General features: G+C 69.0%; 18 protein-coding genes. 10 read left to right on the top strand and 8 right to left on the bottom strand.

Annotated elements, in window-relative coordinates; translation table 11 throughout:
- Nucleotides 1–91: 91 nt before the first annotated feature.
- Entirely contained in the window at nucleotides 92–1,312 is a 1,221-nt protein-coding gene (locus AB0B48_RS22285) for a cellulose binding domain-containing protein (RefSeq protein ID WP_357204436.1), read from the bottom strand.
- A 357-nt stretch (nucleotides 1,313–1,669) separates the two neighbouring features.
- Here AB0B48_RS22285 and AB0B48_RS22280 point away from each other — a divergent pair, with 357 nt between their 5' ends.
- The 4 genes from AB0B48_RS22280 (at nucleotide 1,670) to AB0B48_RS22265 (ending at nucleotide 3,463) form a co-directional block, all read left to right on the top strand.
- Nucleotides 1,670–2,167 (top strand): YcxB family protein, encoded by a 498-nt coding sequence (locus AB0B48_RS22280; protein ID WP_357204434.1) that lies wholly within the window; start codon nucleotides 1,670–1,672, stop codon nucleotides 2,165–2,167.
- Nucleotides 2,168–2,286: 119 nt separating this feature from the next.
- Nucleotides 2,287–2,661 carry a cupin domain-containing protein gene (locus AB0B48_RS22275; RefSeq protein ID WP_357204432.1) on the top strand — a complete coding sequence of 125 codons (375 nt, stop codon included), beginning with the start codon at nucleotides 2,287–2,289 and terminating at the stop codon, nucleotides 2,659–2,661.
- Between the two features lie 65 nt (nucleotides 2,662–2,726).
- A complete protein-coding gene (locus tag AB0B48_RS22270) occupies nucleotides 2,727–2,939 on the top strand; it encodes a hypothetical protein (RefSeq protein ID WP_357204430.1) in 213 nt (70 codons plus the stop codon).
- A gap of 107 nt (nucleotides 2,940–3,046) precedes the next feature.
- Nucleotides 3,047–3,463 carry a VOC family protein gene (locus tag AB0B48_RS22265; RefSeq protein ID WP_357204428.1) on the top strand — a complete coding sequence of 139 codons (417 nt, stop codon included), beginning with the start codon at nucleotides 3,047–3,049 and terminating at the stop codon, nucleotides 3,461–3,463.
- Nucleotides 3,464–3,545: 82 nt separating this feature from the next.
- Here the strand turns inward: AB0B48_RS22265 and AB0B48_RS22260 are convergent, their stop codons facing one another.
- Complete coding sequence (locus tag AB0B48_RS22260) at nucleotides 3,546–5,000, bottom strand: alkaline phosphatase PhoX (protein WP_357204426.1); 1,455 nt, start codon at nucleotides 4,998–5,000, stop codon at nucleotides 3,546–3,548.
- A gap of 179 nt (nucleotides 5,001–5,179) precedes the next feature.
- Between AB0B48_RS22260 and AB0B48_RS22255 the strand changes: the two genes are divergently transcribed.
- The 3 genes from AB0B48_RS22255 to AB0B48_RS22245 are packed head-to-tail and all read left to right on the top strand — an operon-like array spanning nucleotide 5,180 to nucleotide 7,561.
- Nucleotides 5,180–5,977, top strand: coding sequence for an ATP-binding cassette domain-containing protein (locus AB0B48_RS22255; RefSeq protein ID WP_357204424.1), 798 nt, complete (start codon nucleotides 5,180–5,182; stop codon nucleotides 5,975–5,977).
- Nucleotides 5,974–6,735: an ABC transporter permease gene (locus AB0B48_RS22250; protein ID WP_357204422.1), complete on the top strand. Its 762-nt coding sequence runs from the start codon at nucleotides 5,974–5,976 to the stop codon at nucleotides 6,733–6,735. The genes AB0B48_RS22255 and AB0B48_RS22250 overlap by 4 nt, the downstream gene beginning before the upstream one ends.
- A 46-nt stretch (nucleotides 6,736–6,781) precedes the next feature.
- The gene (locus AB0B48_RS22245) at nucleotides 6,782–7,561 is read left to right on the top strand and encodes a MerR family transcriptional regulator (RefSeq protein WP_357204420.1); all 780 of its coding nucleotides are present in this window, start codon (nucleotides 6,782–6,784) and stop codon (nucleotides 7,559–7,561) included.
- A 7-nt stretch (nucleotides 7,562–7,568) separates the two neighbouring features.
- Here AB0B48_RS22245 and AB0B48_RS22240 read toward each other — a convergent pair whose 3' ends face one another.
- Together AB0B48_RS22240 and AB0B48_RS22235 are read right to left on the bottom strand one after the other, a co-directional pair.
- Nucleotides 7,569–7,880: a VanZ family protein gene (locus AB0B48_RS22240; RefSeq protein WP_357204418.1), complete on the bottom strand. Its 312-nt coding sequence runs from the start codon at nucleotides 7,878–7,880 to the stop codon at nucleotides 7,569–7,571.
- 18 nt (nucleotides 7,881–7,898) lie between these two features.
- Nucleotides 7,899–9,377 carry an arabinofuranosidase catalytic domain-containing protein gene (locus AB0B48_RS22235; protein ID WP_357204416.1) on the bottom strand — a complete coding sequence of 493 codons (1,479 nt, stop codon included), beginning with the start codon at nucleotides 9,375–9,377 and terminating at the stop codon, nucleotides 7,899–7,901.
- 205 nt (nucleotides 9,378–9,582) lie between these two features.
- Between AB0B48_RS22235 and AB0B48_RS22230 the strand changes: the two genes are divergently transcribed.
- Nucleotides 9,583–10,596: a LacI family DNA-binding transcriptional regulator gene (locus AB0B48_RS22230; protein ID WP_357204414.1), complete on the top strand. Its 1,014-nt coding sequence runs from the start codon at nucleotides 9,583–9,585 to the stop codon at nucleotides 10,594–10,596.
- A 10-nt stretch (nucleotides 10,597–10,606) separates the two neighbouring features.
- Here AB0B48_RS22230 and AB0B48_RS22225 read toward each other — a convergent pair whose 3' ends face one another.
- The 4 genes from AB0B48_RS22225 to AB0B48_RS22210 form a co-directional block, all read right to left on the bottom strand.
- Nucleotides 10,607–12,319 (bottom strand): trehalase family glycosidase, encoded by a 1,713-nt coding sequence (locus AB0B48_RS22225; protein WP_357204412.1) that lies wholly within the window; start codon nucleotides 12,317–12,319, stop codon nucleotides 10,607–10,609.
- 56 nt (nucleotides 12,320–12,375) lie between these two features.
- Nucleotides 12,376–13,200: a carbohydrate ABC transporter permease gene (locus AB0B48_RS22220; RefSeq protein WP_357204410.1), complete on the bottom strand. Its 825-nt coding sequence runs from the start codon at nucleotides 13,198–13,200 to the stop codon at nucleotides 12,376–12,378.
- Complete coding sequence (locus AB0B48_RS22215; RefSeq protein WP_357204408.1) at nucleotides 13,197–14,036, bottom strand: sugar ABC transporter permease; 840 nt, start codon at nucleotides 14,034–14,036, stop codon at nucleotides 13,197–13,199. The genes AB0B48_RS22220 and AB0B48_RS22215 overlap by 4 nt, the downstream gene beginning before the upstream one ends.
- 147 nt (nucleotides 14,037–14,183) lie before the next feature.
- On the bottom strand, nucleotides 14,184–15,422 hold the full coding sequence (locus AB0B48_RS22210) for an extracellular solute-binding protein (RefSeq protein ID WP_357204406.1): 1,239 nt from the start codon (nucleotides 15,420–15,422) through the stop codon (nucleotides 14,184–14,186).
- Between the two features lie 337 nt (nucleotides 15,423–15,759).
- On the opposite strand from AB0B48_RS22210, the gene AB0B48_RS22205 reads away from it, so the two are divergent.
- Together AB0B48_RS22205 and AB0B48_RS22200 are read left to right on the top strand one after the other, a co-directional pair.
- Nucleotides 15,760–17,556, top strand: coding sequence for an RICIN domain-containing protein (locus AB0B48_RS22205; protein ID WP_357204404.1), 1,797 nt, complete (start codon nucleotides 15,760–15,762; stop codon nucleotides 17,554–17,556).
- 184 nt (nucleotides 17,557–17,740) lie between these two features.
- Nucleotides 17,741–19,321 carry an arabinofuranosidase catalytic domain-containing protein gene (locus tag AB0B48_RS22200; RefSeq protein ID WP_357204402.1) on the top strand — a complete coding sequence of 527 codons (1,581 nt, stop codon included), beginning with the start codon at nucleotides 17,741–17,743 and terminating at the stop codon, nucleotides 19,319–19,321.
- Nucleotides 19,322–19,370 lie beyond the last annotated feature (49 nt).

Raw genomic sequence — 19,370 nt, 5'->3', positions numbered from 1 at the left:
GCGCCCCGCCCCGCCGCGCCCCGGGCGGGCGGGGCGCTGGTGCGCGGCCCCCGCGCCCCCCCCCCCCCCCACGACTCGACGTGTCCGGGTGTCAGCTTCCGGCGCAACTCGCTGTGGTTCCGCTGCCGCTGCCGGTGCCCTGGAAGCCGAAACTGGTGGCCTGACCTGCGGCCAGTCGCCCGTTGTAGCTCTGGTTGGCGACCGTGATGGTTCCGCTGGTGCCGCTGCTGACCCCGTTCCAGAGCGAGCTGACCGACGCGCCGCTCGGCAGGGTGAGTGTGACCCGCCAGCCGGTCAGTGGGGCGTTCCCCGCGGTGACGCTGACGTTGGCGACGAAGCCGCCGTTCCACTGGTCCTGGACAGCGAAGACAGCGGTGCAGCCAGGCGTGCCGGTCGGCGGCGGCGTCGTGGGCGGCGGCGTGGTGGGCGGCGGCGTGGTGGGCGGGGGCGTGGTGGGTGGCGTGCCGTCGTCGAGCGTCAGGTTCTTCTGCTGGACGCTCCACTGGGTGCCGCACAGACCGCAGTCGGCGCCGACGAAGGTGCGGCCGGCGGTGGTGTCACCCTTCAGGCGCCACTTGAAGTAGAGGGTCGCCACCCGGCCGAACTCCCCGCCGTTGGCCTGGTCGTAGGTGCCGCCGTGCCCGACGTTCAGGTTGCCCATGAAGGCGGGCAGGCCGGCGGGCAGCTTGCCCCAGTCGTCCATGGCGTTCGGGTAGGCGATGTCGCTGGGCCCGCCGACGAAGTAGGCGATCGGCTTGGTCAGTCTCCTGAGCTGGTAGTCGTCGGCGTCGTTGAGCAGACCACTGCTGAAGATGCCGGTCGTGGTGACGCGCGGGTCGTTCGAGACGGCGTACGCCTCCACGCCTCCGCAGGAGAAGCCCGCGACGGCGACCTTGCTCGTATCGATCTTGTTGTAGTACTTGCTGCCCTGCCGGGAGTTCTCCGTGACCGCCCAGTCGATGGACTGGGTGAGCATCTGGGAGTTGGTGGAGCCGGATCCGTTCGGGGCTCCGTTGGCGATGGCGAGGAAGCCGTGGGAGGCGATCTCGCGGAGAAAGTTGCCCTGGGAGAGCCCGTTGGCCGAGCAGCCGCCGTTGCCCCACACGACGATGGGCAGGCGTTCGGAGGGGAGGGTCTGCGGCCGGAAGATGGTGTGGTTGGCCAGGGTGGCCGAGGTTTCGTAGTCGGCGGGGTAGGGGCCGGAACCGCCGATGGCGGCGGACGCCGGTGTCCCGCCGAGCGCCATGATCACCGAGGTGACCGGGACGATGGCGGCCGCCAGCCCCGCGTAGATCTTTGCTCGCCTTCTCATTGAGTCCTCCAGGAACAGTCACGGTGGCGCTCCCTGCGGCGGCGGGTGTGTCACTCGCGCCCCGACGAGAGGTGGTCAGCGCTGGCCACGGGTCTGGTCGACGTGTGCGCGTCGCGGCCCGCGTGGCGGCCGTGCCCCCGGTCGCCACTGCCCGCTCATTCAGCGCCGGCGACCGCCCGGCCGCGGTCCCTACAGGCGCTCCGATGGGAGCTGTATGCAGTTACTATCACTGTCGCAGTGAAAGGTGTCAATTTCTGGTTGACTCTGATCAGACTGCCGCACCCGGATGGCCGAGGCTTGTCAGGTGAGGCGGGGCAAGGCGCTTTCCCAGGCGGGCGGAGGCACTATCGTTCTGGCGTGCAGATCCGTTTCGACGTCCCCGCCGATCCCGCCTACCCGAGCCGGGTGGCCGCGGCGCTCGGCAACGTCCGGCTACGCAGATTCGGCTACATCGGGGCGGTCCTGACGGCGGTCGGGGTCATCGGTCTCGTCGCCTCGCGAGGGCTCGGGTGGGGCGAGCGGAGTTCACCGCTGTGGACCGCGCTGGTCGTGGGCGGCGTGCTGTCGATGCTGTACCGGCCGTGGGTGCTGGCCCGCGCCCGACGCCGTTCCGGTAACTACGCCGTCGAGGGCGCCTACGACATCACCGAAGACAACATCATGATGCGCAGCGGCTCGGAGTCCGGTGGCATCGCCTGGGACGGGGTCGCCCAGGTGCGCGAGGCCGGAGATTTCTGGGTCGTGTACGTCGGCAGAATGCCGGCGACCGTGATCCCCCGCTGGCTGATGTCCCCCGAGGATGCCGAGACGTTGCGCGCGTACATGTCCGAACGAGGGCTGCTGCCCCGTCGGTGAACTCGGCTGCCGCCCCGTGTCGGCATCCCCGCCCCTGATCGCCCGCGGCTACCTATTCTCGACTGGGATGCACCAGTTCGAGTAATGGCCGTCGGTCCGGCGGCTCACAGGAGGCCGTCATGAGCACCAAGGACCGACCTGCGGGGATCAGCCCCACAGCGGTGGAGTCAGCACCAGGGCTGTGGCGGATCGATCTGCAACGGCACGACCTCAGCATCCCGGGGCGTGAGGTCATTCAGACTCGGGTGGAGTTCACGCCGGATTCGCCTCCGTTCAAGCATTTCCACCCCGGCGAGGAGATCATCTGCGTTCTGCAGGGAACGCTCGAATACCGGCTGGACGGGCAGCCGCCCATGGTGTGCAATCCCGGCGACGCGCTCACGGTCCCGTACGGTGTGCACCACGAGGCCCGTAACGTTGGCGACGGTATCGCTGTCGAACTGGCCACGTACGTCGTCGAGAAGGGGAAACCACTTCTCACCAAGGTGGAGTGAGCACCCACGGCCGGTCATCGATCACCGCCGTTTGCGCGATCGGCGCGCTGGGCAGAAGGCACACCATGACGAGTGAACGGGTGAAGTCTGTCGGTCGTTACACGATGCGGATCCTCGGCGTACTGGCGATCGTCGTGGGCGTGCTGGGGGTCGTCTCCAGCCTGACCCAGAGCAACCTCGTCGGGGTGATCCTCGGCGTCATCTTCGTCGCCGGCGGAGCGGTCCTGGTCAAGCGCTCTGGCGCGGCGGCGACACCGAGGACGCACACCACGCACTGACGTCTGCGGGGTTCATGGTCGCCGTGGTCGTCGCCCCGGGTGTGGTGCGCCCCCCTGGCCCTGGGGTGAGAGAACAGCGGCGGCAGCGCGACTCATAAGGTGAGCGGATGTCGGTCAAGCGGGTACAAGTGACATTCGACTGCGCCGAGCCGGTGCGCGTCGGCCTTTTCTGGTGTGAGGTGCTGGGGTACGTCCCGCCACCGGCCCCGGAAGGGTTCGCCTCCTGGGAGGATGTCAATTCCGAGCAGGGTTCGTGGTTCGCGTGCAGTGACCCGTCCGGGGTGGGCCCGCGCCTGTACTTCCAGCGGGTGCCCGAGGGCAAGGTCGTCAAGAACCGGGTGCACCTCGACGTGCGGGTCGGCACCGGGCTGGTGGGCGAGGAGCGCCTGGCCGCCCTCGAGGCCGAATGCGCGCGGCTGATCCCGCTCGGCGCGGTACGCGGGCAGTTGTTGCTCGCCGACGGCGAGAACGAGTCGTGCCTCAACATGCAGGACGTCGAGGGCAACGAGTTCTGCCTCGACTAGTGCCGCCCGCCGCGCGTCTCCTGAGCGCGGCCGAGCCTGCTGGGGGCCGGGCGGTTCGCCCGGCCCCCACATTCGGGCTCGCTCAGCCCAGGTACTTCTCCCAAGGGCCGGTGATGGCCAGGGTGAGGCCCGGGTCCTGCATGTTGACGAAGAGCACCTTGCCGTCCGCGCTGAAGGTCGGCCCGCAGAACTCCGAGTCGTTGAGCTGGTTACGGGCGATCGCGTACGTGGGCCCGCCCGGGATCGTGCTGAGCACGTGCGAGGCACCGGACCCGTCCTCGGCGAGCACGAGGCTTCCCCACGGGGTGACCGTCACGTTGTCCGGGCCGTCGAAGGTGATGTCGGTGTACCTGACCGGCGTGCCCTCCTCGGACTGGGTCTGGTGCGGGAAGTACGTCACGAGCTGGATGGTCTGGTCCTTGAAGTTGTAGAACCAGACCATGCCGTCGTGCGGTGCCGCGTCCGCCGGCAGGTCACCCTCGTCCCAGGCGTACGAGTTGACCACGTACACGCCCTCGTCGGTGGCCCACACGCCCTCGAACTTGCGTCCGCGGGTGACCTGGCCGTCGGCGAACTGCTCGCGTACCGACCTGGTGCGCGCGTCGCGGTCCGGCACCTCGATCCAGCGGACCGGGAAGGGGCGGCCCAGCTGGGCGGAGGTCAGGTAGGCGACGTCCGGCAGCACCGAACCGTCGTCCATGATGATCTGCATCGCGGCGAGGACGCCGGCGTTCGGTGCGAGGCGGGTGAGCACGCCCGGGCCCAGCTTGACGCCGTGCGGCGCCGTCCAGCGGTAGAAGAGGCCGTTGGGCTCGTCGGCGTCCTCGGAGAGGTAGACCCGGGTGCGGTCCTTGTCGACGGCCACTGCCTCGTGGGAGTAGCGGCCCAGGCACTTGATCGGCTTCGGGTCGGCGCTGCCGTCGGCCCACACCTCGAAGACGTAGCCGTGGTCCTTCTGGTAGACGCCGGACCGGCTGCCCTCTTCCCACGCGTCGCCGGCGCGGTCCTCGGCCTCCTCGCAGGTCAGCCAGGTGCCCCAGGGGGTCGGCCCGCCGGCGCAGTTGGAGATGGTGCCGGAGAGCGCCACGAACTCGCCCAGGTTGCGGCCCGCGAGGTCCGTCTTGATCACGGTGCAACCGCCGGCGTCGACGGCGCCCGCGTCGTAGACAGTGCCCTTGACGTGCGGCACGCCGAACTCGGCGCCCGGGTCGATCTCGTGGTTCTGGATCAGGGTGTACCGGCCGTGGCCGCCGTCGTAGACGGCCATGCCGTCATGGTCCGACGGGGTGGTGCCCTGGCCGCGGTCGAGCCGGGTGACACCGGTCCGGGTGACCACTGTGTAACGGAAGCCCTTGGGCAGGGCCAGAATTCCCTTGGGGTCGTCCACGAGCGGCGGGAAGGGCACAGTGCCGGGCTTCACCGGCGGGTGCGGCCGGGCCGGGCTGGCCTGGGCCAGGGACGGCAGGCCGCCCGCGACGGCAATGCCGACGCCGGCGGCGGCGCCACTGGCGAGGAAGGTACGACGAGACGAAGGCACGTGGATCAACTCCTGGTCCAGACAAGTGCGACGACTGGCAGCCAACTCCTTCGGGTGGACGGCGACACGTCACCAGTGGGATCGGGTGGTGACATCGGAGTTAAGAGTCAGGGTCGCGCACGCGTCGCCGGGCCATCGGGCTTGACCTTGACGCTGCGTCAACCCTCCATGCTGCCGCCATGAGCAATTCGCACACAACAGCTCAGACCGAGCGGGCCGCGATCCACGTGCTTGGTCTGGAGAAGTCGTTCAAGCAGCTCAAGGTGCTGCGTGGCGTCGACATCGACGTCGCGCGGGGCAGCATCTTCGCCCTGCTCGGCTCGAACGGTGCCGGCAAGACCACGGTCGTGAGGATCCTGGCCACGCTCCTGCGGGCCGACGGCGGGACGGCCCGGGTCGCCGGCTTCGACGTGGCGACCCAGGCCGCCGAGGTACGGCAGTCGGTCAGTCTCACCGGGCAGTTCGCGGCGGTCGACGAGATCCTCACCGGGCGGGAGAACCTGATCCTGGTCGCCCGACTGCGCCACCTCAAGGAGCCCGGTTCGATCGCGGACGACCTGCTGAGGCGCTTCTCGCTGACCGAAGCGGGCACCCGGCGGGTACGGACCTACTCCGGCGGTATGCGTCGCCGCCTCGACATCGCGATGAGCCTGATCGGGAGCCCGCCGGTCATCTTCCTCGACGAGCCGACGACCGGGCTGGACCCGGAGGCGCGCATCGAGGTGTGGCAGGCCGTGAAGGAACTCGCCAGTGGCGGCACGACGGTGCTGCTCACCACCCAGTACCTCGACGAGGCCGAACAACTCGCCGACCGGATCGGGATCCTCCACGAGGGACGGATCATCGTGAACGGCACCCTCGACGAGCTCAAGCAGCTCCTGCCACCCGCCGAGATCGAGTACGTCGAGAAGCAGCCGACCCTCGAGGACGTCTTCCTCACCCTCGTTGGCGCCAAGACCGAGAAGGAACAACGATGAACAGGCACTTCCTCGGCGACACCACGGTTCTGTTGGGACGCTCACTGCGTCACATCGCCCGCAGCCCGGACACCATCATCACCACCGCCGTCATGCCGATCGCCTTCATGTTGCTGTTCGTCTACGTCTTCGGCGGCGCGATCGAGACCGGCTCCGACTCGTACGTGAACTATCTGCTCCCCGGCATCCTGCTCATCACCGTCGCCTCGGGCATCTCGTACACCGCCTTCCGGCTCTTCCTGGACATGCAGGGCGGCATCTTCGAACGGTTCCAGTCGATGCCGATCGCACGATCCGCGGTGCTCTGGGCGCACGTGTTGACCTCACTGGTCGCCAACCTGATCTCGTTGGTCGTCGTCGTCCTCGTCGCCCTGCTCATGGGCTTCCGCACCGGGACGAGCGTGCTGGGGTGGCTCGCCGTGGCCGGCATCCTGGTGCTGTTCACCTTGGCGCTGACCTGGATCGCCATCATTCCCGGCCTGACCGCCCAGTCGGTGGACGGCGCGAGCGCCTTCTCGTACCCCCTGGTCTTTTTGCCGTTCGTCAGCTCGGCCTTCGTGCCCACCGCGTCGATGCCCGGCCCGGTGCGCGCCTTCGCGGAGCACCAGCCGGTGACCGCCATCGTCAACACGATCCGCGACCTCTTCGCGCAGAAGCCTGTCGGATCGGGCATTTGGACCGCCCTCGCCTGGTGCGTCGGCATCCTCGTGGTGGCCTACCTCTTCGCCAACCTGACCTACCGTCGCAAGATCTCCTGAGCGCGATTCGAGGGGGGCCGAGCGACTCGAGGGGCAGGATCAGGAGATGCTGACGATCAGTCAACTCGCGGCGTACGCCGGCGTCACGGTGCGGGCGGTACGGCACTACCACCAGATCGGCCTGCTGCCGGAGCCCGAGCGGGACGCCTCGGGCTACCGGCGGTACAGCGCAGGGGCGGTGGTGTCCCTCATCCGGATCCGAATTCTCGCCAACGCCGGCGTGCCGCTGTCCCAGATCGGTCAGATGCTGGAGGCCGACGCGTCGACCTTCGCGGCCGCGGTCGAGGAGATCGACAGGCAACTGGGCGACGAGATCGCACGACTGGAGACCAGCCGGAGGCAGATCGCGCAACTCGCCGCCGGGGATCGTCTGGCGCTCGCGCCGGAGGTGACCGCCTACCTCGACCGGCTCCGGGACATTGGCGTCTCCGAGCGGGTGGTGGCGGGTGAGCGGGACAGCTGGATCCTGATGTCGGCCCGCTGGCCCGATCGGGTCCGCGAATGGATGCCCAGCAAGATCGCGCAGCTCGACGACCCGCAACTCATTCGGCTCTATCGGATCCTGTCGGAGATCTTCGACAGCGACACCAGCGACGACGCGTCTCTGGTGGAGGCCGCCGACATCCTGGCGAGCCTCGCCGAGCAGGCATACCGCTCCGGTGAGATCGACCTCGGTGAGGTGGCGAAGGACGACCTGCCGTTCGACCTTCTGGACGCGCTGGCCGTCGAGGCGGACCCGCGGGTGAAGCGACTACTGAGTCTGATGCGCGAGCGCGGCTGGGATGGTCTGGCGCGGCTGGAGCGGCTGGCAGAGCCGTCCACCTGATCGGCTGTCAGCGCTGTTGGTGGTTCACCGCGGGCGAACCCACAGGGCTGGTGCGGGTGTCGCGCCACCAGCGGCGGGACGCCAGCGCGGCCAGCCCGGCGCCGGCGGCGTTGAGCAGGACGTCATCCACCGACGACGCCCGGTCGAGCCGCAGAACGTACTGGGCGGTCTCGACCAGGACCGAGCAGCCGGCCGCGAGGGCCAGGATGCGCGGCGGGATACCCCAGGGGTGTGAACAGAACTCTGAGGTATCCCGCTCTTCGGCAGGTCGGCCTGGCGGGCCAGCGAGCGTACGGTGCGGGCCCGCCAGGTGAGTCACTGTCGGGTTGGCCCTGGGTCAGCTACGGGTGGACCACTGCTGGTTGGTGCCGCCGTTGCACGCCCAGAGGATGATTTTGGTGCCGTTGGCGGTGCCGGCGGCGTTGGCGTCGAGGCACAGCCCGGACTGCACGCCGGTGATGGTGCCGTTGCTGTTGACGTTCCACTGCTGGTTGTTCTGACCGTTGCAGTCCCAGATGATCGCCTGGGTGCCGTTGGTGGTGCCTCGGCCGGAGGCGTCCAGGCACTTGTTGCCGTACACCTGGAGTTGTTTGCCAGCGGTGTAGGTCCAGCGCTGCGCGGTGCTGTTGCTGATGCAGTCCCAGAGCTGGACCTGGGTGCCGTTCGTGGTGCTGGCGTTCGGCACGTCGATGCAGCGGCTGGACTGGCCGCCCACGACCTGGACGTTCTGTTGCGGGTTGCCGCCGCCGGTCGGCGCGTAGGCGGCGGCGTTGATGTTGGCCTGGACGGCGTTCTCGGTGGCCGCCGTCGGGTAGCCGGAGGTCAGTACGCCCTCGAAGAAGGTGCCGCGACCGGTGATGCTGTTGTCACCGCCGATGCCGAGCAGGATGGCGCCCTCCTTCTTCATCGGGTGGTAGCCGTTGGGGCGTGGCCCGTCGAAGTAGGTCGTCAGGCTGCCCGACTGGGCGTTGCCGCCCCGGATCGCCCAGTGGTTCGGCTCGCCCTTGACCATGGCGGTGACGAAACGGTGGTTGATCGACGCGATGTTGTTGTAGCCCGCGTTGACGCCGGAGAACAGCCCCCACTCCAGGTCGGCCATGATCCAGGGGCCGGCCCCGGCCCCGTAGCCCCACTGCTTGTTGGCGCCGAAGTAGACGGTCTCCATGATGGCGCGTTCGTCGGCGAGGCTGTTGGTCTGCGCGTTGCCGTAGTCGAAGCAGCACCACTGGTTGTAGTGCGTGCCGTCGACGACCGCGTAGATGCCCTCGGGCTGGTCGCCGGTCGCGACACCGTTGGTGTTGTTGTTGCGGTAGCCGGTGCCGGGGGCGATGTAGACGCCGTACGCCTTCTGCCCGCCGACGGTGACCGGGGCCGCCTTCGCGTCGGCGAGGTTGTCCCAACCGCCGGGGGCGGGGCCGGCGAAGCCGCCGGGGGGCGCCTGGGTGAGGCGGTTGTTGCGGCCGGACTGGTCGTAGATGATCGTGATGACGCAGGTGGTGTTGGCGCAGAACGTGTCCTGGGTGGCGGCGTTGGCGTAGCCGCCCTCGCTGAGCACGCCGACGTCGCGGGTGGTGTTGTCCGACGATCGTCGGACCTGGTAGAGCGGGCCGTTGTACGCGCCGTACAGCGCACGGGTGGTGCTGTGCGCGGCCACGCACGGCGTGCCGCCGGAGGCGTAGATGTCACACGGACCGGTGCCGGCGGCGTGGGCGACGCCAGGGGCGTCCGAGACCACATAGGCGCTGGCGCCGACGACGAGGACCAACAGGGTCCCGGCGGCGGCCATCAGGCGACCCAGCTTTCTCTGCACGTTCATCGGATCCTTTCGGGTGCGTGGTGGGGGTGTGGTGTGGCGATGGAATTGACGTCACACGTCATACCTGTGACATTAATGGTCGTCCATCTATTGACGCTAGTTGGCACACGTTGGTCATCGATCGATGAGCCTGAGGACGGATATGCTGGTCAGCGGAGCAAGGTGCGTCCCCGTGTCGGGGCAAAAGTCGATTCGAGGGCGATTGATGAACATCGGGGAGATCGCTCGCCGGGCGGGGGTGTCCCGCAGCACCGTTTCCTACGTGCTCAGCGGAAAACGCAGCGTGTCGGCGGCGACCCGGCAACGGATCCAGTCGGTCATCGACGAGTTGGACTACCGGCCGAACGCCAGCGCCCGTGCTCTCAAGGAGGGGCGCACCCGCACCCTCGGGCTGGTCATCCCGCCGGCGAGCCAGCGGTTGACCGACATGCAGCTCGGCTTCGTCGCCAGCGTCGTCGAAGCCGCCGCCCGCCACGACCTCGACGTGCTGCTGTCCCCCTCCGGCGGCGACCATGACCGGTCGTTCGAGCGGATCGTCACCGGGCGCCGGGTGGACGGCGTGGTCCTCATGGAGATCCGGTTGGCGGATGACCGGGTGACCCGGCTGACCAAGGCCGGGCTGCCGTTCGTCACCATCGGGCGGACCGCCGAGCCGCACGGGATGAGCTGGATCGACATCGACTACGCCGGGCTGATCGCCCGGTGCGTGCAGCACCTGGCCGACCTGGGGCACCGGCACGTGGCACTCGTGAACCGGTCCGCCGAGTTGGTGGCCGCCGGGTACGGCCCCAGTCATCGCGCGCTGACCGGCTTCCGCACGGCGGCGGCCGAGCGAGGATTGACCGGCGTGGAGGTCTGCAGCGGCGACGACACCGCCTCCGGCGAGACGTGTATGGAGCAACTGCTCGCGACGCACCCCGAGGTCACGGCGGTGGCCACCATCAACGAGGCCGCACTGCCCGGAATGCAGCGGGCGTTGACCGGCGCCGGGCTGTCCGTGCCACGCGACTTCTCCGTCACCGGAGTCGCCGCGCAGCACTGGGCGGAGGATTTCCGCCCGCCGCTGACCGCCGCCGACGTGCCGATGGTCGAGATGGGCGCCGAGGCGGTGTCGCTACTTCTGGAGATCATCGCGGCTCCCGGCGCCGTGCCACGACACCGCCTCTACAGCCCGCCCATCTCGTTGCGGTCCAGCACCGGCCCGGTCCGGGGCCGCTGATCCGACCCGGCTACCCGCCCCTGACACGCCGCTCCTCCTGGGCGGCGGCGAGGATGAGATAGCTGCTGGCGGTCCAGGTGTAGGCGCGGTCCCGCAGCCCGGTGCCGGTCTCGGCGTCGAAGTTCTCCGCGAAGCCGGACTTCTCACACAGCGCGAGGAACCGCCGACTGATGTCGTCGGCGATCCTGGTCTGCCCAGCCCGGCGCAGGCCGTCCTCGACCAGGACGGTGGAGGGCGCCCAGATCGGGCCCCGCCAGTAGCCGTCGGCGAGGTAGTGGGCCGAGTCGGTCGGCTCGGTGGCCAGACCGTGCGTGGTCAGGTGGGTCTCGACGCCGCGCGCCAGCGCGGCGGCGACCGGGGCCGGGAGGTCGGCCCCGAGCGCGACGGGCATCAGGTCGAGCAGGCTGCGGCTGGCTCGCCGGTGCCCGGTGTAGGGGTCCCGGGCGGTGAAGCGTTCGCCGTCCCACAGGTCGCGCAGCATGGCCCCGTGGATCCGGTCGGCCTCCTGCCACCAGCGGTCGGCGGGCTCACCCAGCTCGGTGGCGAGGTCGGCGAGGCAGCGAAGCTGCGAGACCAGGAACGCGGCGAGGTCGGCCGTCTCCAGGACCTGGTTGTCGTCGAAGGTGGTGGCGTTGTCCCAGCCGCTGTCGTTGCCGTGCTGATAGTGCGGCAGGTCGTGGCCGGGAGCCCGCCGCGCGTCCAGCCAGAACTCGGTCCAGCGGGCGAGCCGGTCGTACGTCTGCGCCAGCGCCGCCCGGTCCGGCGGCTGGGGGAGGCGTCGGCGCAGGTGCCGGAGGGCCCAGCCGTGGATCGGAGGCTTGACGTAGTTGTGCAGGACCTCGGAATGGGTGACCGAGTCGGGGAGCGCGCCGGTCTCGTCCTGGTGGTCGAAGGGCAGCTGGAACTGGTGCCAGGCCAGCTCCGGCTCGCCGGCCGCCAGGGCGATCGCGTTGAAGCAGTGGTCCCAGCTCCACACCTTGTCCATCCAGTGCTTGGACATCAGGACGGCCGGCCGGGTGACGAAGCCCGCCGGGGCGACAGTGGCCGACCACAGGACGTACGCGGCCAGCTCGGCGGCCGGGGTCTCCGGGCCGCGCCAGGGCGCGATCGCGTCGACGAACGCGGTGAACTCCGCGAAGCGGTCGCGGCGCAACTGCTCGAAGGTGACGGATCCGGCGTACGGGCGGCGGGCGGTGGCGTACTCCTCGATCGCGATCTCCCAGGGCTGGTCGTCGGAAAGGTCGAGGGAGCGGTCGGCCGTGCCGAGGGCCTGCGTGCCCCGGGTCCGCAGCGGAGCGCCGGAGAGCACCGTGACCCGGTAGCGGCGACCGGTCTCGTACGAGGTGAACACATGTGATCCGTCGACCGGGTCGGCGTACAGGTAGGTGCCGCTGAAGGGGGTGAGGGTGTGCGCGGCGGCGGCCACCCGCAGGCCTAGCCGGTGGCCCCGGATCCGCAGGGTGTCCGGCCCGTCGTAGACGGCCTCGATCCGGTCGGCCCCGTTGTGCCAGGTCAGCAGCGCGGGCGTGGCGACGACAGTGGTGCCGGCGACAGTGGGGGTGAGTCGCAGTACGGGGTGCAGGCCGGTCTGGTGGGAGACCAGGTGCAGGTCGTCGGCGTACGTCTTCTCGGCTACCACCGGGGAGATGTTGAACCAGGATCCGCGGTAGCTGAACGGGATGTCCTGGATTCCGAACTCCGGACCGGACGGGGCGACGGTCATGGGTGGCGGGTGCCTTTCTGTGGTGCGGGTGGTCGGTCCTGGACCGCGGCGGTTGGTCAGTCCTTGACGGCGCCGGCGGTCACGCCCATCGAGACGTACCGCTGGGCCAGGATCAGCAGTACGGCGGCGGGGATCGAGGCGACGACGGCGGTGGCCATGATGGCGTTCCACTGCTGGTTGTTGTTGCCGATGTAGTGGTAGATGCCGAGGGTGATCGGCTGGTAGTCGCCGCCTCCGGCCAGGGTCGAGGCGAAGATGAAGTCCGACCAGGACCACAGGAACGCGAAGAGCGACACCGTGACGATCGAGTTGCGGCTGACCGGCAGCACGACCGACCAGAAGGTCCGCAGCCGACCGGCGCCGTCGACCACGGCGGCCTGGAGCAGCTCGTCGGGGATGCCGGACATGAAGGCCGTGAAGATCAGGACAGCGAACGGCACCGCGAGCGTCGTGTCGGCCAGGATCAGGCCGGGCAGCGTGTTGAGGACGCCGAGAGTGAGGTAGATGGCGTAGAAGCCCATCGCCATGATGATCCCCGGGATCATCTGCGCGATCAGCAGCAGGAAACTCAGCGCCGGGCCGCCGGGTGGCCGGAGCTTCGCCAGCGCGTAGCCGGCGGGGGCCGCCAGCGCCACGGTCAGCACCACAGTGCCGAGACCGACCAGGAAGCTGGTGCCGAGGTACGGCAGTTGCTGGTCGAGCACCGCCCGGTAGCCGTCCAGGGTGCCGTTGATGGGGAACAGGTGCGGGGGACTGGCCCGCATGTCCTGGTCCCGGGTGAAGGACACATTGATCATCCAGTAGACGGGGAAGAGCATCAGCCCGGTCAGCACCAGGCCGACGCCGGTCTTCCACCAGGCCCGAGGCGTCGAGGTGGTCATCGCAGCTGCTGCCTCCGCTCGATCCGGATGTAGACCAGGCCGGCGATCAGCGCCAGCACGATGAGCAGGTTCCCGATGGCCGCGCCCGGGCCGAAATCGGGCAGCAGGTTGCCGAAGCCGAGCCGGTACGACCAGGTGGCCAGCGTTGCCGAGGAGCCGGTCGGACCGCCCTTCGTCATGATCCAGATGATGTCGAAGACCTTGAGCGTGTAGATCAGCCCCAGCAGCAGCGTGATCAGGGAGACGGGACGCAGCAGCGGGAAGGTGATCCCCCAGAACCGCTGCCACCCCGTCGCGCCGTCGAGCGCGGACGCCTCGTACATCTCGGTCGGGATCGCCTGCAGGCCGCTGTAGAGCACCACCAGGTTGAACGGGATGCCGATCCATACGTTCGCGATGATCACCGAGGTGAGTGACCAGCCCGGCGAGGTGAGCCAGTTGACCGGGTCGATCCCGACGACGCCGAGCGCCGCGTTGACCAGCCCCGAGTCGCTGTTGAGCAGCCACGACCAGGTCGACGCCGAGACGATCAGTGGCAGCAGCCACGGTACGAGGATCAGTGCCCGCAGCGTGCGCGACAGCGGGAAGTGCTGGTGGAAGAAGAGGGCCAGGGCCATGCCGATGGTGAACTGGAAGGCGAGCGAGGCCGCCGTGAAGACCACCGTGTGGGTCAGCGTCGGCCCGAAGGCCGGGTCGGCCAGGACCGTCCGGTAGTTGTCGAGGCCGGCGAAGGGCGCCCCGCCCTGCACGAACGAGCGGACTGTGTACTCGCGCAGGCTCAACTCGACGTTGCGGTAGAGCGGGTAGGCGTAGAAGGCCGCCAGGTAGATCGTCACGGGTGCCAGGAAGCCCCACGCCATCCATCGGTTGGGCCGGCGGGCACGGGACGGGGGAGGCCCGGATGGGGCGGCGGTCGCCGCCCCATCCTGGTCTCGTACGGCAGTGGTCTCGGTGGTCGAGGGCATGGTGTCGGTTCGGATTACTTACCTGGAGGTGGCGGCGGTCTGCGCGGCGGCCAGGGCCTCCTGTGGCGACTTCCCGCCGCTGAGGGCCGACTGCACAGCGGTCCACAGCGCCTCGGAGATCTTCGGGTACTTGGTGCCGAGGTTGTCACCCGTGCGGCCCTTGGCTGCCCGGACCGCCTCCACCCAGACCTTGAGCTTGGGGTCCGCTGTGGCCTGTCGTTCCTGCACGGCGCCGACGGGTGCGACGTAGGAGAGCGTGGTGTCCGTGGTGAGGAGGTTGTCGGCGTTGGTCAGGCAGGTCACGAGCTTCTGCGACGTCGCGTACCGGCCGGTCTTCTTCTGCACCGGAATGGAGACGAACTCACCGCCGGTGGGCGCCGGCGCCGGGCCGCCCACGCTGGCCGGGATCGGGATCGTGCCGTACGAGAAGCCGAGCTTCTCCGCGTTGGCCAGCTGCCAGGTGCCGTTCTCGGCGAACGCGTAGTCGCCGGTGGCGAACTCCTGCCAACTCGTGGTCTGGGTGTTGTTGATGATGGAGTTCGGGGCGTGGCCCTGCTTGAGCCAGTCGGTCCAGAGCGTCAGCGCGGAGACCGCCTGCGGTGAGTCCAGACTCGTCAGTTGGGCGCCCGATCCCCAGAACCAGGGCAGGAACTGGAAGCTGCCCTCCTCGGTGCCGATCGCGGAGAAGGTGATGCCCTTCTTCCCCTTGGCCTTCACCTTGGTCAGTGCCGCGGTCAGTGAGGCCCAGTCCTTGACGGCGGCGGGATCGACGCCGGCGGCGGTGAGCAGATCCTTGTTGTAGTAGAGGGCGAGGGTGTTCGCCCCGATCGGCACCCCGTAGGTCTTTCCGTCGCTCTGGCCGGCGCCGAGCAGGTTCTTCTCCATCGCCGAGACGTCGAGCTTGTTGTCGTCGGTGGTGGTGAGCGCACCGGCTTCGGCCAGGGTGGAGATGACCGGGTTGTCGACGATCAGGACGTCCGGCGAGTTTCCCTGCTGGGCGGCGAGCAGCGCCTTGTTGGTCAGGTCGGTGGTGTCGTATCCGGTCCGCTCGACCGTCACCCCCGCGTCGGTGCCGCACTTCTTGAGCAGCGCCACCCACTCGGAGTCGTCGGCGAACTGTGGATACGGGTCCCAGACGAGGTAGGCGCCGCCGTCGGCGGGGCCGTCGGCGGACGACGAGCAGGCGCTGCCTGTCACTGCGGCGAGAGCTATCACGGCGACGGCGGCCAGGCGCCGCCGACGACTGAATCCGGTCATGTGGTGCCTCACTTCAATCGATCGTCAGGTGGGGTGTGTCGGTTGATCGTCGCGGGTTGGAGCAGCCCAACCATGAGGCGAACCGATTCGACGAATCGGTTCGCCCGAAGATAGGTCTGGCCATGCCCGGGGGTCAAGGGCCAGTTGGGCGCGTCAGGGAGATCGCTGAGAAACGCAGGCTTCACCGGGGCGTCACTTCATTGACATCGTTCAGTCCCCGGTCCTACGATCCGTGCGAATCGATTCGCAAGCGCTGCCCTCCGGAGAGCGTCCCCCGCGCCCCACCAAGGAGCCGCCCGTGAAAACCCCGTCCCCCGGCCGGTCACGACGAGCCCGCGTGTCCGTGGCCCGACTCGTCGTCGGCCTGCTCGCCGCCGCTGCCGCCGTCACCGTCGTCCCGTCCCCCGCCCAGGCCGCCGACGAGTCGATCAGCGTCAACTTCGCCACCACGAACGGTGCGCCGACCTACCGCGCCTCCGGCTGGATCTACGGCATGACCGAGAACGCCAGCGGTCCGGCCGACCACTTCTACCGGGACGTCAAGTTCCAGTACATGCGCGCCGGTGGCGCGCAGTTGCCGGGCAGCGGCTGGGTCGGCGGCACCTACGACCGTCGCTGGAACTCCACACTCGCCCAGGCGCGTCGCACCACAGCCCTCGGCGGGAAGTTCATCATCCTGCCGCACGACCTCTGGGGTGCCGACGGCGCCGGGATCTCCCGCTTCCCCGGAGACAACGGCAACTGGACCGACTACGACAACTTCCTGACCCGCCTGATCAGCGACGTCCGGGCGTCCGGGCTGTCGGTGCAGTGGGACATCTGGAACGAACCCAACATCACCATCTTCTGGAACCGGCCGATCTCCCAGTACCTGGAGCTGTGGCGGCGCACCTACCAGCGCATCCGGGCGGAGTTCCCCAGCCAGCTCATCGTCGGGCCGAGCTGCGCCTGCGTACCGTCGACCAACCACGCCTTCTGGAACCAGTACCTGGACTTCGTCCGCTCGACGAACACGGTGCCGGACATCATCAGCTGGCACTCGCTGCCCGGTGACCCGGTCGCCAACGTTGCCGCCGCCAACGCCACCCTCGACCCGCGCGGCATCGCCCACCCGCGCCCGTACCAGATCAACGAGTACGGCGCGCCCGACGAGCAGAACCCGGCCGACGGCGCCTGGTACATCGCGCGCCTGGAACGGGCCCGGGCCGACGGCCTGCGGGCGAACTGGGCCAGCGGCGGCAGCCTGCACAACGACCTCGGCAACCTGCTGATCCGCAACTCGGCCGGCCAGCACCAGCCCAAGGGGGAGTGGTGGAACTACCGCTACTACGCCTCCCAGGTCGGGGAGATCGTCGCGGTGACCCCCAGCCAGTCGTACGACGCGTACGCCACGAAGACGGCCGGAGTGGCGAAGGTGCTGGTCGGCGCTGGTCGTACCACCGGGAACCTGACCGTCAACCTGCAACGCCTGGACACCACCAGCGGCATCGTGCAGAACAACCAGGTCCGGGTCGTCACCCAACGCATCCCGCACAACGGTGGCGGTGCCGTGGCGGGTCCGGTCACTGTCTCGAACAGCGTGGTCGGGGTGTCCAACAACAACGCCACGGTGACCGTGCCGTACTCCAACCAGACCGACACGTACAGCGTCACGCTGCTGCCCCCCTCGGACGGTGGCTTCCAGTCGGTGGCGGTGGCCCAGCACTCGCAGCAGTGTTTGAACAACGCCGGTCTGAGCACCGCCGACGGCAACGTCCAACAGCAGAATTACTGCGACGGCGGTGACCAGCAGCTCTGGAACTTCGTCCCGGTCGCTGGCGTGGCCAACACCTACACCGTGGTCAACCAGCAGAGTGGCAAGTGTCTCGACGTCAGCGGTGTGTCCACCGCCGACGGCGCGGCGGTGCACCAGTGGACCTGCCTCAACAGTTCCAACCAGCAGTTTGCTCTGCGCAAGGTGACCTACTCGGGCAACGACTCGCACGACTACCAACTCGTCGCCCGGCACAGTGGCAAGTGCGTCGATGTCAACGCGGTCTCCACGGCGGCCGGCGCGCTGGTCCACCAGTGGACGTGCAGGGCGGTGAACCAGGGCAGCCCGTTGAACCAGACCTGGCGGCTCCTGGGGCGGTAGTCGTCCCGAAGGCAGGTGACGCGCTGGCTGTCGGCCCACTGGCAGTCAGCGCGTCACCGGACATCACATTCATTGACATGAATAAAACAAAGGTCCTACCATTCGCAGCGATTCGCCATCGCCACCACCCGCCCGTGGCGCGTCGACGATCTCCCGCGCTTCCACGACTCCGAGGAGCCACCTCGTGCGAACCCCGTCCCGCAGTGGGTCAGGAACAGCCCGCGACCTCATCCCGAAACGCCAACGCGTCCGACGTCTGACCCTCCTGGCCGGTGCGCTGGCCGGGGTGCTCGTCGTCGTCGGCATCGGCGTCGGCACCACCCCCGCCAGTTCGCCCTTCGCCGCCAGGGCCGCCGCGGCGGCCACCATCCCGCCCGGGCAGAGCACCCCCATCGTCGGCACGCCGTCCGGCCGCTGCCTCGAAGTGCCAAACTCCAGCACCACGAACGGCACCCAGACACAACTCTGGGACTGCAACGGTGCCGCCGGCCAGACCTGGACGTGGACGTCGAGCAAGCAGATCCAGGTGTACGGCAACAAGTGCCTGGACGCCTCCGGCCGCGGCACCACCAACGGCACCCAGGCGATCATCTGGGACTGCAACGGTCAGAACAACCAGCAGTGGAACGTCAACAGCAACGGCACCATCACCGGCGTGCAGTCCGGGCTGTGCCTCGACGCCAACGCCGCCGGCACCGCCAACGGCACCAAAATCATTCTTTGGGCGTGCAACGGCGGCACCAACCAGCAGTGGGCCTCGCCGACCACCACCACCCCGCCGCCGACCAACCCACCGACCGGCGCGCGCCCGTGCGACATCTACGCCTCCGGCGGCACCCCGTGCGTCGCGGCGCACAGCACCACGCGGGCGCTCTACGAGGCGTACGCCGGCAACCTCTACCAGGTCCGACGCTCGTCGGACAACACGACCCGCAACATCGGGCTCACGGGCACCGGCGGCACTGCCAACGCGGCGACGCAGGACTCGTTCTGCACCGGCACGACCTGCGTGATCACTGTGGTCTTCGACCAGTCCGGGCGCGGCAACGACCTGTGGTACCAGGGGTCGAGCGTCGTTCCGGGCTCCCCGCAGAGCAAGCCGGCGATCGCCACCTCGGAGTCGCTGACCGTGGGCGGCGCGAAGGCGTACTCGCTCTACATCAACCCGGGCAACAGCTACTGGCGCGACGGGCACCTCACCGGAGTGCCGACCGGCGCGGCGCCCGAGGGCATGTACATGGTCACCAGCGGCACCCACGTCAACAGCGGGTGCTGCTTCGACTACGGCAACAGTGAGACCACCCGCAAGGCCGACGCCGCCGGGGCGATGGACGCCATCAACTTCAGCAAGCAGTGCTGGTTCGGCGGCTGCTCCGGCAGTGGTCCGTGGGTGCAGGCGGACCTGGAGTGGGGTCTCTTCCCGGGCGGCAGCAGCTCCTGGAACCCGAACCAACGCTCGTTCGCCAGCAAGTTCGTCACCGCGACGCTGAAGAACAACGGCACCACCCGGTTCGCCATCAAGGGCAGCGACGCGCAGGCCGGCAGCCTCTACACGCTGTACGACGGCTCGCTCCCGCCGGGATACAGCCCGATGAAGAAGCAGGGCGCGATCATCCTGGGCAGTGGTGGTGACTGCTGCAAGCCCGACGGCGGCGCCAACCTGAGCGCCGGCACCTTCTACGAGGGGGCGATGGTCGCCGGCTACCCGTCCGACGCGGTCGAGAACGCCGTGCAGGCCAGCGTGGTGACCGCCGGATACCGCTGATCCTGACCACGCCGTACGAGTCGTGCGCCGGTCACCACCTCGTGGTGAC

Origin of the sequence: Micromonospora sp. NPDC049089, assembly GCF_040648775.1 — a bacterium.
Taxonomy (GTDB): domain Bacteria; phylum Actinomycetota; class Actinomycetes; order Mycobacteriales; family Micromonosporaceae; genus Micromonospora.
Note: the sequence above shows the minus strand (reverse complement) of the source record. Positions and strands in the feature narration are given on the sequence as shown.

Coding starts and splice junctions, on each gene's coding strand:
- AB0B48_RS22285 (WP_357204436.1), bottom strand. CDS start 1,312: ATGAGAAGGCGAGCAAAGATCTACGCGGGGCTGGCGGCCGCCATCGTC.
- AB0B48_RS22275 (WP_357204432.1), top strand. CDS start 2,287: ATGAGCACCAAGGACCGACCTGCGGGGATCAGCCCCACAGCGGTGGAG.
- AB0B48_RS22270 (WP_357204430.1), top strand. CDS start 2,727: ATGACGAGTGAACGGGTGAAGTCTGTCGGTCGTTACACGATGCGGATC.
- AB0B48_RS22265 (WP_357204428.1), top strand. CDS start 3,047: ATGTCGGTCAAGCGGGTACAAGTGACATTCGACTGCGCCGAGCCGGTG.
- AB0B48_RS22255 (WP_357204424.1), top strand. CDS start 5,180: ATGAGCAATTCGCACACAACAGCTCAGACCGAGCGGGCCGCGATCCAC.
- AB0B48_RS22250 (WP_357204422.1), top strand. CDS start 5,974: ATGAACAGGCACTTCCTCGGCGACACCACGGTTCTGTTGGGACGCTCA.
- AB0B48_RS22245 (WP_357204420.1), top strand. CDS start 6,782: ATGCTGACGATCAGTCAACTCGCGGCGTACGCCGGCGTCACGGTGCGG.
- AB0B48_RS22235 (WP_357204416.1), bottom strand. CDS start 9,377: ATGAACGTGCAGAGAAAGCTGGGTCGCCTGATGGCCGCCGCCGGGACC.
- AB0B48_RS22230 (WP_357204414.1), top strand. CDS start 9,583: ATGAACATCGGGGAGATCGCTCGCCGGGCGGGGGTGTCCCGCAGCACC.
- AB0B48_RS22225 (WP_357204412.1), bottom strand. CDS start 12,319: ATGACCGTCGCCCCGTCCGGTCCGGAGTTCGGAATCCAGGACATCCCG.
- AB0B48_RS22220 (WP_357204410.1), bottom strand. CDS start 13,200: ATGACCACCTCGACGCCTCGGGCCTGGTGGAAGACCGGCGTCGGCCTG.
- AB0B48_RS22210 (WP_357204406.1), bottom strand. CDS start 15,422: ATGACCGGATTCAGTCGTCGGCGGCGCCTGGCCGCCGTCGCCGTGATA.